Consider the following 13,151-nt stretch of genomic DNA (forward strand, 5'->3'; position numbering starts at 1 on the left):
TCAAAAACTTCTTCCATGATATTAAATAAACAATATTTATTTATTCTGATCTTTATTTTGATGTCCGGCTTTGTCCGTGCACAAAATAAGCAAGGCATTTATGTAGATGCGAAAGGGGTGATCCGTTGGGAAAAAAATCATCAGGAAGCTGCCTTTTTTGGTGTCAATTACACAGCACCCTTTGCCTATGGCAATCGGGCCATTTTGAAAACGGGAATTAGTGCAGAACAGGCCATTAAAGATGATGTTTATCATTTTTCCCGTTTAGGTTTAGATGCCTTCCGGGTACATGTATGGGATACGGAAATTTCAGATTCATTGGGAAATCTATTGAATAATGAACATTTACGCCTGTTCGATTTTTTACTGGCGGAATTGAAAAAGCGAAAAATTAAAACATTAGTCACACCCATTGCTTTTTGGGGCAATGGATACCCGGAAAAAGATGAGCGTACCGGAAGCTTCTCCAGTAAATACGGTAAACACGATGCGTTAATTAATGAAGCGGCTTTTAAGGCTCAGGAAAACTACCTTAAACAGTTCTTCAAGCATAAAAATCCATATACAGGGTTAACGTATCAGCAAGATGCTGATATTCTGGCAACTGAAGTGAACAATGAACCCCAGCATAGTGGCGCACCTGAACGCACAACAGAATACATCAACAGAATGGTGAGTGCCATCAAAAGTACCGGGTGGAGCAAACCCATTTTTTACAACATCAGCGAATCGCCTAAATACGCGCTAGCTATTGTTAAAGCCGATGTTCAGGGGCATAGTTTTCAGTGGTACCCAACTGGTTTAGTAGCAGGCCATACCTTAAAAGGCAATTTTCTGCCAAATGTAGCTGCTTATCAAATACCATTTGATACCATTCCTGCCTTCGCCAACCGCGCAAAAGTGGTGTACGAATTTGATGCAGGCGATGTGATGACCCCCATTATGTATCCGGCCATGGCGAAAAGTTTCAGGGCAGCAGGTTTTCAATGGGCCACACAATTTGCCTATGATCCAATGGCTACAGCCTATGCCAATACCGAGTACCAAACCCATTATTTAAACATGGTTTACACGCCTTCAAAAGCCATTAGCTTATTAATTGCCTCCAAGGTATTTCATCAGCTTCCCAGGTTATTTAAATCCAATAGTGAAACCAGTTTTGGTGCTTTTAAACTCGATTACAAAAAGGCACTTAGCGAAATGAATACAGAAGAGGCTTTTTATTATACAAATTCAACTGTTTCGAAGCCGGTTAACACCCAAAAAATCAAGCATATTGCAGGTGTAGGAAGTTCTCCCGTAGTTCAATATCAAGGCAATGGTGCTTATTTTATTGATCAGGTTGCCAATGGGATCTGGCGTTTGGAAGTGATGCCTGACGCGATTCCGGTTGCTGATCCTTTTGCAAAAGCTTCGCCTCAAAAAGCGGTCACACAAATTGATTGGAAAAATTCAGCAATGGATATTCAACTGGATGATTTGGGCACAACATTTGAAATTAAAGGCTTAAATGCTGGTAATCAGTATACTGCCCAAACAAAGAATGGTCAATTCAATATTTCGCCTGGAAGTTATTTATTAGTGAAGAAAGGGGTAAAATCATTATGGAAGGCTAAAGATGCCTATCAAAATATCGTTTTGGGCGATTTCGTTGTACCAAAGGCCAGCTTAAAGGGTGTTTTGGTGAAACATCAACCTTTAAAAACTGCGAGTGAAAATGTAGATCTGGCAATTAAAATGGAAATTTTTGGTCTTGATCAAAAAGATTCTGCTTACATAGCATTGAACAATGCGGTCGGCCAATGGAGAAGCATGGGCTTAAATAAAATAGATCCGTACCATTTCACGGCAATAGTTCCTGCCGAAATGGTAAAACCAGGAGTATTAAATTACCAGGTTATTGTTCACCAGGCCACTGGAAAATACCTTACTTTTCCAGGAAATGTTCCAGGTAATCCCGATGCATGGGATAAATTAGAAACGGAAAGCTACCAGACTTATGTAGCGGCGAAAAATGCGCATCTGGAAATCTTTAATCCCGAATCAGACCGGAATAACATCAATATTTATAATCCGGATTGGAAGAATAATAAAATGGAATTTACTTCGTCTGAAAATCCGCTAAACCTGGAATTAAAGCTTTCAATGAATGCGCCAGAAAAGGCAGCGATGATGGGTTTTCAAAGTTTTATTGGCGATTACCTGTCGGGAAGAATGAATGATTTATCAGAAGTTAGAACATTGGTGATCCGAATGAAATCAAACCTTAAAAATACAAAAGTGAAAGTGGGTCTAATTGATGCAGATGCACATTTCTTTTCAAAAGAAATTTCGGCTGACCGGGATTTCCAGGAAATAGAGATTCCGTTAAACCTGTTGAAAGCAGACCAGCAATTGTTATTGCCACGACCATATCCTGGTTTCTTGCCTTTATATTATCAATCATCAACAAAAGCCGGTTTTGATTTAAATCTAATCGAAAAACTAGAAGTTACCTTTGGTTATAGTGACAAAATTCAACCTGTTAACTTAACCATATCATCCGTTTACTTTAAATAAGCTATTACCTCTATTTTAGCTTGATACCTTATTCAATTACATTGATCCTTTATGAAAATTTATTCCTTAAAAAGCACGCTGATCATCCTTTTCCTGCTCACAGTTACATTTACTTCATTTGCGCAAAATCGAACAGAGCAATTGCTTACCGACGGATGGAAGTTTTTTAAAGGTAAAAATGAAGCCGCATTTACAAAAGATTTTAATGACCGGGCCTGGAGAAATGTCACCGTTCCGCATGACTGGGCAATAGAAGGGCCTTTTGATAAGGAAATTGATAAGCAAATGGTGGCTATTGTGCAAAATGGAGAATCAAAGCCGAGTGAGAAAACTGGTCGCACGGGTGCATTGCCTTACATTGGTGAAGCCTGGTATCGCAATACATTTACTCTGCCTGCCAGCGCAAAAAACAAACAGGTAATTTTGCAGTTTGATGGGGCAATGAGTGAACCCAAAGTGTATTTAAACGGTGTTAAAGTGGGTGAATGGAATTACGGTTATAACTACTTTTATATTGATATTACTGATCGTGTACTTGCCGGAACAAATAATGTATTGGCGGTTCACCTGAGTAATCAGCCAAAGTCATCCAGATGGTATCCTGGTGCAGGTTTGTATCGCAACGTTAGGTTAATTACCAAAAATAAAGAAAGTATTAATCAGTGGGGTGTAAGCATTACAACGCCAGAAGTAAGCAAGGATTTCGCTAAGGTGAACATCAAAACCAAACTTTCTGCTGTAGGGGCTAAACTGATTACCAGGATTTTAGATGGCCAGGGAAAATTGGTTGCTACAGATACAGCCAAAACATACTTCGGCAATGAAGCCGATCAAAATATTAAACTATTAAATCCAAATTTATGGAGCCCTGAAACACCTTATCTGTATACCGTTGTTTCAGGCTTATATGATGGGAACAAACTTTTAGATGAAGTAACTACCCGTTTTGGTGTTAGATCAATCAGCTACCTTGCCGGAACTGGCTTCAGTTTAAATGGAAAGGTTAGAAAGTTTAAGGGCGTTTGCCTGCACCATGATTTAGGTCCGCTGGGCACAGCCATTAATATAGCCGCATTGCGCAGACAACTGCTAATTTTAAAAGATATGGGTTGCAATGCCATTCGAAGTTCGCACAATATGCCATCTTTAGAACAACTGGAATTGTGTGATGAACTTGGTTTCATGTTTCTGGCCGAAACTTTTGATGAATGGGCAAAGCCAAAAGTAGAAAATGGTTATCACCGCTTCTTTCAGCAGGATGCGGAAAAAGATATTGTGAATTTAGTTAAAGCCACCAAAAACCATCCCTGCATCGTCATGTGGAGTTCGGGCAATGAAGTACCAGATCAGTTTGGTTCAGAAGGTGTGAAAAGAGCCAAATGGCTACAGGAAATTTTTCACAGAGAAGATCCAACACGTCCGGTAACGGTAGGCATGGATCAGGTAAAAGCCACCATGGCTTCTGGTTTTGGTGCCTTGCTGGATATTCCGGGTTTAAACTATAGGGTGCATTTATACGATGAAGCCTATAAAGCATTTCCTCAGGGAATGTTACTGGGTTCTGAAACAGCTTCAACGGTAAGTTCAAGAGGGATTTATAAGTTCCCTGTTGTAAAAGCTAAGAATAAAACTTACCCTGATTTTCAGAGTTCATCTTACGATCTGGAATGTTGTGACTGGTCTAACGTGCCGGATGATGACTTTGTGATGCAGGACGATAAGCCCTGGGTAATCGGTGAGTTTGTCTGGACAGGTTTTGATTACCTGGGTGAGCCTACACCGTATGATGAAAGCTGGCCTTCAAGAAGTTCTTATTTTGGCATGTGTGATTTAGCCGGGATTCCAAAAGACCGCTATTACCTATACAGAAGCAGATGGAATACAGAAAAGCCAACCTTACACTTGCTCCCACACTGGAATTGGGAGGGTAGAGAAGGGCAAACTACACCCGTTTTTGTTTACACAAATTATGAAAGCGCAGAACTTTTTTTAAATGGCAAAAGCTTAGGCGTGCAAAAGAAAAACAATGCCACGCCTCAAAACCGTTACCGTTTAATGTGGATGGATGTAAAATACGAGCCAGGTACATTGAAAGTGGTAGCCTATGATCAAAATGGTAAAGCTGTTGCAGAAGAAACAAAAATAACCGCAGGTAAACCCTATCGAGTTGTGCTGGATCCAGATCGTAAACAATTAACAGCTGACGGAAAAGACATTTCGTTCATTACTGCAACAGTGGTAGATAAAGATGGAAATCCTTGTCCGACAGCTAGCAACAGATTGGATTTTGAAGTAAAAGGAGAAGGCGTTTTTAAAGCCGTTTGTAATGGTGACGCCACTTCATTAGAAATGTTCGATAAACCAACCATGAAACTTTTTAGCGGAAAGCTGGTCATCTTAGTGCAGTCTACACACAAACAGGGCAGTATGGTTTTAAAAGTTAAGGGTAAATCACTAATCAGTGGAACAGTAGAAATAGCCGCTCAAAAACTGTAATTACGATTAAATACCGCTTAAAAATAAACCTGATTGATGTTCCTTAAAGTCATTGATTTTATGGAACATCAATTATAAATTTGATTAGGATTACTGCCTGAAATGGCTTGATTTTAATTCCTCTTCTTTCCTTAAACTTTGCTTGTGAATGGCATTAAATATTTCAGTTACAAAATCTGGTGATAAATCATGCTTTTTGCCAGCTGCTATATTTTTCTCCAACACCTGCTGAAAGCGTGCGGCCTGTAAAGGTGGGATGTTATTTTTTGCTTTATAAATCCCTATTTCTTTTACTACAAGTTCTCGCTGACCCAATAGCTCAATAAGTTGCTGATCTAATGAATCTATTTTCTTTCTATTATTTTCCAATGGGTTCATGTTAGAAGAAGGAGAAGTTGATTGTGCAAATATGCGGTCGCTGCCAATGATTAATAAGGCTACGAGTAAATATTGTTTAAGTTTCATATCCCATTAACGTCAATTGAACCTCAATTAATATGAAGCGCAACAGTTATTGTTTCATCAAATGCAGGTTGAAGTCAGTTTTAATGTTAAATGAAGAATTGCATATCAATTTTTTAACATAAACGATGATTTCGGTTGATTCATCTACTGATATGATGGTTATATCTATATTCTTATTTTTTTTTTCGAAGAGGTCGTATGTTTGTATCATAGTCTCTATCCCTGATTAAATCCAAACAAAATTGAATGCCGCTACTCATAAATGCCCAAAATGTAAAAATCCTGAAACCTATAGAGTGAAGAGAGGATTTATTTTCGGCACAGTGTTAACATTTGTTCCGGTAAGGCGGTTTAAATGTTACCGTTGTTTCAAAAAGTTCTACATTTTTTAAGTACATAATTTTAGTTTTCTTAGTTCAGCCGATTGTTTAACGACATCGGTTTTTTTGTTAAGGCGATTTTATGTTTTTATCGAATATTTAGAACGTAGAATAAGTGGATTTGTTAAAAATTACAGGAATAATTAATGTCTTTTAATTTAACTGATCAATAAATTAGGGTTATGGATGAAATTATTCTCTATATTTAACGCTCAACTAAAATATCCATAATTTCCAAACAAATTCTCCTGCGCAAATGCCTGCATTTTACGCTTCTATTAGTGACGAAAAGCTATTAGCGATGATAAAGGTCGCTGATAAGGATGCCTTTGCTGAAATTTATAGTCGCTATTGGCCTATTTTATATAGACATGCCTTTAAAATGTTAAAAAATCATGATGAAAGTGAAGATGTAGTTCAGGATGTTTTTGTAAAATTTTGGAAAATAGCAAACGAACTGGATGAAAATATCTCCATAGGAGCTTATTTGTATGCCTCAACCCGAAATAACATTTTAAATATTTTTAACAGAAGTACGGTAAAGGATAATTATTTGGCAGAAATCAGAAGTTTCATGAAAGATGGATACGAAATAGCTGATCATAGGGTAAGAGAAAATATTTTAGCCAAACTCATTGAATCCGAAATTCAAAAACTTCCACCCAGAATGCGTGAAGTATTCGAATTGAAACGCAAGCATAACCTTTCTTATAAAGAGATAGCCAAGAAAATGGATATTTCCGAACTTACTGTTAAAACACAAATGAATAAAGCCATTTCCAGCTTAAGAACTAAATTCGGAAATCACCTCGGCATATTCCTGACTTTTTTGTAATCACTTAATAAATTAATAAAAAAGTAACTTTTTTTTAATGTGCAATACAACATTGCATTGAGCTGCTTGTCATGCTAATATACCACCTATGATAACGCATGAATAATAACAGTAAAAGTCAACCCGTCAGTGATTACCTAAGCAATACATTATCGGCTCAGGAAAGCGCAAGACTGGAAACCTGGTACTTACTAAATGCTGAAGCAGCAACAGATCAGGAAATAGAAATTAATTACCAGGAGGTTGGAAACAACATATGGGCAAAAATCGATCAAAACATTGAATTAGATCAAAGTTCTTTTAAAGGAAATAAAAAAACATCCTTTCTAACATCTTTATCAATGTTCACTAAACTTGGAATTGCGGCATCATTGCTTGTGGTGATGGGGTTGGCCGTTTTTTTAACTAAAAATAGCCTGGAAGCTCAGAATCACTTTGTAATTGCCAAAGGCAATGATATTGCTCCAGGTAAAAATATTGCCCTTTTAACACTGTCAAATGGAAGAAAAATAGATCTCAATCAAATGGTAAATGGTCAGATGCTTAAAGAGGATGGTTTAGAAATAATTAAAACAGCCGACGGTCAGTTGATTTATAAAGTAGCCTCAGATTCGAAAGGTCATTCCGGCTTTAATACCGTATCAACACCCGCGGGAGGGCAGTATACCATCATTTTACCGGATGGATCAACTGTATGGTTAAATGCTGGTTCATCATTAACCTATCCGACCAAATTTGCTTCCAATGAACGAAACGTTACACTTACAGGAGAGGGTTATTTTGAAATAAAGCATATAGAAGGCAAAAACGGAAGATTACCATTTTCCGTGTCAGTGAAAAAAAATGCTGATGAATATGAAAAAGTTCAGGTTTTGGGTACGCATTTTAACATTAATGCCTATTTGGATGAGCCTGCTATCAAAACGACACTGTTGCAGGGAAGTGTGAGGGTTGATGGCGTGAAAGGACAAACCGCTTTGATGAAACCCGGACAACAAGCTGAGGTTTACAAGGGGAAAATGCAGTTGCGGAATGCGGATACAGAGGAAGCGGTGGCCTGGAAAAACGGAGAGTTTATTTTTAGAGAAGATTTACAGAGTGCTATGCGCAAGATAGCCAGATGGTATGATGTAGAAGTAGTTTACGACGAATCTGCACCAAAACAGCTTATGCTGGGCGGATGGATGTCAAGAGCGACTAATATATCAGAAGTATTAAACCATATTCAGTTAACTGGAAAAGTTCATTTTAAATTAGAGGGAAGGAGGATCACCGTTTTTAAATAACCATCCGGTATCAAAAAAAAAACCAGAAGTGCTTGGCGGCACCTCTGGAAATAATTTGGATGCCGATAAATAACTATCAACTATTAACCACATCATGCAAAGCCTTCGAAACGTAAGCATGATGCTAAACCAAACAAACAAATGTATAAAAATTTTACTTCACTCGGGTTGCCCCACAGGCAGCTCAGCAAACTGCTGCTTGTTATGCGACTTACGGCCACGATCTTAATGATTGCTTTTATGCAATTGAGCGCATCAACCAGGGCGCAAAAAGTTTCTATTGTGGAAAAAAATGCGCCTCTGGAACGTATCTTGAAAGAGATCCGCAAGCAAAGTGGCTATGATATTATTTATGATCTCAGCATCGTGCTGGATGCCAGGCCTGTATCCATTAACGTTAACCAGGTTAATGTTTTTGAGGCCATTCAGAAATCACTGGCCGCCCAGCCGCTTACCTTTTCGGTTGATGGTAAAACAATTATCATTAAAGAACAGACTTCAATAGACAAGTTAAAGGATATCGTTAACGATTATGAAGTGAAAATTACGGTTAGGGATTCTTTAAACAGACCATTGCCAGGTGCTAATGTTTATAACAAAACCATCAATAAGATGTACGTTACGGATAAAGCGGGAGAGCTAGTGATTAAAGATATTCCGGCCAATGGCTTTGTTCTTCAGATTACTTATCTAGGCTATAAGGGCGAGGAGATTTTTGTAGATAGAAAAACCGGAAGTTTTTTAGTGAACCTACAGCCAGTATCAGCTGTGCTGGATGAGGTAAGCGTAGTTTCTAACGGTTACCAGAAAATAAGCAAAGAACGGGTTGCCGGAGCATATAGCGTAATTACGGCTAAAGATTTACAGGCAAATCCTGCGGTAAATATTCTGGAACGCCTCGAAGGGCAGGTAGCAGGTGTAAAGTTCAATATTAAAGGCAATACTGTTCAAATTCGTGGGGTAAATAATTACGGCGGCGGTGGTGGTATACCTTTAATCGTCTTGGATGGCTTTCCTCTGATGAATCCGAGTGACCTTGCAACTTTAACCACCCCCGTAAGCGGTAATACATTTGGTAATTCAGTTATTAGCAATGTAAATATTGCAGATATTGAGCAGATTACCTTTTTAAAAGATGCTTCTGCTACATCCATATGGGGCTCTAGGGCAGCAAATGGTGTAATTGTAATTGAAACTAAAAAAGGTAGGAAGATAGCCCCTTCATTGAATGTTGGTTATATTTTTGGGATCTCTAAAAACCCTTCCATTTCAGATTTAAACTGGATGAGCAGTGCGGAGTATATCAATTTAGAACAGGAAATGGTGGATAAAGGATTGATTGTAGATCCTGCTGCTGCCTCACCATCTAACGCCATTTATACAGCAAACAATAGTGAGGCTACGGAATGGATGTTTAGGGTGAAAAGAGGCACTGCTACCGCTGCACAGCGTGATGCAGCCCTGGCTGAAATTGGCTCGAGAGATGGCATGAAGCAGATTGAGGATCATTTATTGCAGAATGCCATAAACCACCAGTATAACCTATCTTATTCTGGCGGTTCAGAAAGTAGCACCTATTACATTTCCGGAAATTATACAAAAGATATTCCCATCTTTAAAAGTAACTACGGCGAAAATGCCTTTGTAAATGCCAATACCTCAACAGATTTTTTCAATAAAAAAATCACATTAAGGGCATTGTTCAACTATCAGTATTCTAAATCTCAGTACAATGCTGCAGCGGTTAATGCGCTTTCGGTAAGTACTACAGCGCTTCGTCCTTATGATCTGTTAATTGATGCCAATGGCAACAGTATTGGGCGAAATATCATTATCCGTGAATCAGTAGCCAACTCAATGGTGGCACAAGGGTATCTTCCATTCACCTATAATACCATGGATGAGTTGAACTATTCTAACTCTATCACAAAAAACAATGTGATTAGAATGAGTGCTGGTTTAAATGGTAAAATTGCGAAATGGTTAAATGCCGATGTTTCAATATCCAATCAACGTCAGTTCTCAAATGGTTATACGCTTGATGAATTAAACAGTTACACAGGTAGATTATTGGTAAATACCTTTACAGTAGTTACAAACGGAAAAGCTGTTAACAATGTAAATTATGGGGGCAGATATGCTACTTATGGCAGCACCGCTACAGAAACTTCATTAAGAGGGCAATTAAATTCTGACTTTAATATTGGTGGCAAACATCAGTTTAATGCAATAGCGGGCGCCGAGATTAGGGAAACCGAATCTGGTAGTACTTCTGAAACCAGATATGGTTACAATGAGGATACCCGAACCATTATAACAGTTAACCCTACGGTGCAATATCCAACCATGTATGGCTATTCACAATCATTAGGTACAAACTTGAGTAGTTTGGTGCGTTACAGGAAACGTTATTTATCCTATTATAGCAACGCATCTTACAGTTACAATGATAAATACTTTGCAACGGGAAGCGTGCGTTTTGATGATTATACACTATTAGGTGTAGACAGAAGCGAAAGAGCAGTTCCATTTTGGTCAGTTGGTTTGAGATGGAATGCAAGCAAAGAAGATTTCTTTCAGCATTTAAACTGGTTAGATCAATTTAGTGTTCGTGCAACAATAGGTACCAGTGGGGTAGTGCCCTCTGCAGGAACTAATGTTCCAATCATTTCAGTATCAGGTACTGATGCAAGAACCGGACAGCCGATTGCAAGTATCGAAACACCTGCAAACTCTGAACTGGGGTGGGAAACCACCAGAATGGCGAACTTAGGGTTTGATTTTGGTTTTATGAAGGGCCGGTTAGGCGGTAGTTTTGATGTTTACACTAAACGTACGACAGGTATTTTAGTGGCATTTCCTTATAATGCAACTTATGGATGGTCTAACCTTTCATTCAATAGTGGAACACTGAGTGGTAGCGGTTATGAATTTTCCCTTAATGGTGAACTGATCAGGGCAGGAAAATTCAGCTGGAAATCGATATTAAATTTTGGTTATAATACCAATAAGGTAACTGAATCCCGTTTGGCTAATAATGCCAGTACCATAGTAGGATCTGGAACCGCTATAGAAGGCATGCCATTAGGATCTTTGTATTTGTACAGATGGGCCGGTCTTGATAGTAAAGGACAATCTCAAATTTACGACCGAAATAATAATATCATTAATAATACCACTAACCTGACCAACGCTTTTACAAAAGATGATCTGGTATATGTTGGAAGACAGTATGCACCTTATACAGCTGGTTTTAATCATAATTTTAAATATGGTCAGCTGGAATTGGGCGTAAGAGTAACCGGTTATTTCGGGCATGTTTTTCTGAAAAATGCAGTAACCAATTATCCAACAACTGCAGACTTTGCTTATAGTGGTGTACTAGGCCGTCAAGGGGAACTGGCTGATCGATGGAGAAAACCTGGTGACGAGGCTTTTACAGATGTACCGGGAATAACTGGTGTGAATTTTAACAGCATTAACCGTTATCGTTTTTCTGATGCTTTGGTTAGAAGCGCTGATAATATTCGTTTACAACAGGTATCATTATCCTACATTGTTCCCCAACGTTTCTTGCCGCGTAATCTTGTAAAATCAATTGCACTTTCTGCAAATGTTAGAAATCTGGGCATTATTTGGCGGGCCAATAAAGATGGAATTGATCCTGAATTCATCAATACAGGAAACTTCGGGAGTGTAACCCCTACACCTAGTTATGTTTTTGGAATAAACGCCACACTATAATCAATATGAAAAAGAGATATTCAATGATATGGTTTGTCCTGGCTATTGCTGTGGCAGGCTGCAGAAAGTATGTAGAAATAGATCAGCTTTCTGTTAGAACACTAAAGTATACTTCAGATTTCAGGTATACCATGAATAATAATAATGTATTGGAGGGTACATTTTCTTATCCGATTCTGTCGGGTGATGATACTGAAATCACCGATGCCACCAGGCAAAATAACCTGGGCGATATTTTAAGCAATGTATATACCTGGGCTCCGAAATATACTTCAGAAAGTCAAAGCGATGCAGATTGGGATAAACAGTATAAAGCCATTTATACCTGTAATGAGGTTCTGCAAGGTGTTTTAGAATCGAAAGATGGCAGTGAAGCTGAAAAGCAGAAAATATATGCCGAAGCCTTGGTACATCGTGCTTATGCTTACCTCATTTTGGTAAACATGTACGGTAAACAATATAACAGTACAACAGCTTCTACTGATTTGGGCGTGCCTTTGCTTACCACACCAAGTTTATATACCAAGCTTAACAGAGCATCTGTAGCTGATGTTTACGATTTGATTTTAAAAGACCTTAAAGCCGCTATCAGTCGTCTTCCGGGATTACCAGAATACAATGTTCGGCCTGCCAAGGTTTCAGTATATGCTTTACTGGCTAAAACCTATTTAAATAGGAGAGATTTTAACAATGCCAGCCTTTATGCAGATAGTACGCTGGCATTGCAAAGTGGCCTGCTCGATTTAAAAACATACGAAAACAACCCAGGTACAATTCCGGTAAGGTTAAGTAATCCGGAGGTGATTTTTTCAAAGATTGCCAATGTGGTTTATACCGCCATTCCGGTAAGCAATAATCTGCTCACTTCCATGGGATCGACAGATTTACGATATAAACTTTTTACAGATGCAAGAAGCCGGTTTGGAACACAGTTAAGTACGGCCTTCACAGGAAGAGCATCATGCCGATACCTGATTAATGAATTTGTGATTAATAACGGGCCATCGGTACCAGAAATGATGTTGATTAAGGCAGAGTGTTTAGCCAGGGCCGGCAGAACTGCCGATGCTATAACACTGGTTAATAATCTCAGAATCAAACGTTTTACAACGGCTAATTATGTGCCCTTAACCGCATCAAGTGCTGGTGATGCCCTTCGTATCGTAATAGAAGAAAAAAGAAAAGAATTTTTTGGTACGGGCATCCGTTGGTTTGATCAGAAAAGGTTAAACCTGGATAATGATTTTGCCCAGGTAAAAACCCGAAATTTTAAAAACCTGGATTATACCCTTCAACCTAATTCCAACCTCTATTTATACCCAATTGGTGATAAATACATATTGCTAAATCCCGAATTGGAACAAAATCCACGATAGTATAAAAATC

General features: G+C 38.5%; 7 protein-coding genes. 6 read left to right on the top strand and 1 reads right to left on the bottom strand.

Annotated elements, in window-relative coordinates; translation table 11 throughout:
- The first annotated feature begins 15 nt into the window (after positions 1-15).
- Positions 16-2,559, top strand: coding sequence for a hypothetical protein (locus AN34_RS19825; protein ID WP_029288527.1), 2,544 nt, complete (start codon positions 16-18; stop codon positions 2,557-2,559).
- A 51-nt stretch (positions 2,560-2,610) separates the two neighbouring features.
- A complete protein-coding gene (locus AN34_RS19830; protein ID WP_029288529.1) occupies positions 2,611-5,055 on the top strand; it encodes a DUF4982 domain-containing protein in 2,445 nt (814 codons plus the stop codon).
- Between the two features lie 90 nt (positions 5,056-5,145).
- Here the strand turns inward: AN34_RS19830 and AN34_RS19835 are convergent, their stop codons facing one another.
- A complete protein-coding gene (locus AN34_RS19835) occupies positions 5,146-5,520 on the bottom strand; it encodes a chorismate mutase (RefSeq protein WP_029288531.1) in 375 nt (124 codons plus the stop codon).
- A 636-nt stretch (positions 5,521-6,156) separates the two neighbouring features.
- Between AN34_RS19835 and AN34_RS19840 the strand changes: the two genes are divergently transcribed.
- The 4 genes from AN34_RS19840 to AN34_RS19855 all read left to right on the top strand — a co-directional run bounded on the left by AN34_RS19840 (position 6,157) and on the right by AN34_RS19855 (position 13,141).
- On the top strand, positions 6,157-6,735 hold the full coding sequence (locus tag AN34_RS19840) for an RNA polymerase sigma factor (RefSeq protein WP_029288533.1): 579 nt from the start codon (positions 6,157-6,159) through the stop codon (positions 6,733-6,735).
- A 98-nt stretch (positions 6,736-6,833) separates the two neighbouring features.
- The gene (locus tag AN34_RS19845) at positions 6,834-8,021 is read left to right on the top strand and encodes a FecR family protein (RefSeq protein WP_029288535.1); all 1,188 of its coding nucleotides are present in this window, start codon (positions 6,834-6,836) and stop codon (positions 8,019-8,021) included.
- Between the two features lie 141 nt (positions 8,022-8,162).
- A complete protein-coding gene (locus tag AN34_RS19850) occupies positions 8,163-11,765 on the top strand; it encodes a SusC/RagA family TonB-linked outer membrane protein (RefSeq protein WP_051666744.1) in 3,603 nt (1,200 codons plus the stop codon).
- Positions 11,766-11,770: 5 nt separating this feature from the next.
- A complete protein-coding gene (locus AN34_RS19855) occupies positions 11,771-13,141 on the top strand; it encodes a RagB/SusD family nutrient uptake outer membrane protein (protein ID WP_029288539.1) in 1,371 nt (456 codons plus the stop codon).
- Positions 13,142-13,151 lie beyond the last annotated feature (10 nt).

The sequence above is a fragment of the Pedobacter sp. R20-19 genome (genome assembly GCF_000708265.2).
GTDB lineage: Bacteria > Bacteroidota > Bacteroidia > Sphingobacteriales > Sphingobacteriaceae > Pedobacter.